The 408-nt window shown below is 45.6% G+C and carries 1 protein-coding gene; it reads right to left on the reverse strand.

Translation table 11 applies throughout. The annotated features are described in order from the left end of the window. Positions 1 to 408 (reverse strand): IS5 family transposase (locus tag N477_RS21605; protein WP_155731991.1); only part of this gene is annotated, 408 nt, incomplete at both ends.

The raw sequence follows: 408 nt of genomic DNA on the forward strand, positions 1-408 counted from the left end.
AGCGAACGCTCATGATAACCAGACTTTTCCTTCCAGTGTTTTAAACCAAATTGATGCATTAATATTATGGCGCTGTTTCTCGGATGACCTTTCTCCCAATATTGAGCATTTTCCCTTGGGGGGATCCGAGCTACGGCACCTTTAGACGTAATTTCATCATAGCAATCACGCGTATCATAAGCACCATCACCGGTTACTCTGTCAACATTTCGGCGTAGTGGCCGCAGTAAATCACCTAACACCTCACCATCCGATACATTCACCATTGATAGCTCTGCACTGACAATGTCATGACTGGCTGCATCTATAGCCAAATGCAATTTACGCCAAGTTCGACGCTTGCTGGCTCGGTGTTTTCGGGTATGCCATTCGCCATTACCATAAACTTTTAGGCCAGTGCTATCGACA

The sequence above is a fragment of the Pseudoalteromonas luteoviolacea H33-S genome, assembly GCF_001625695.1.
Classification (GTDB): Bacteria; Pseudomonadota; Gammaproteobacteria; order Enterobacterales; family Alteromonadaceae; genus Pseudoalteromonas; species Pseudoalteromonas luteoviolacea_B.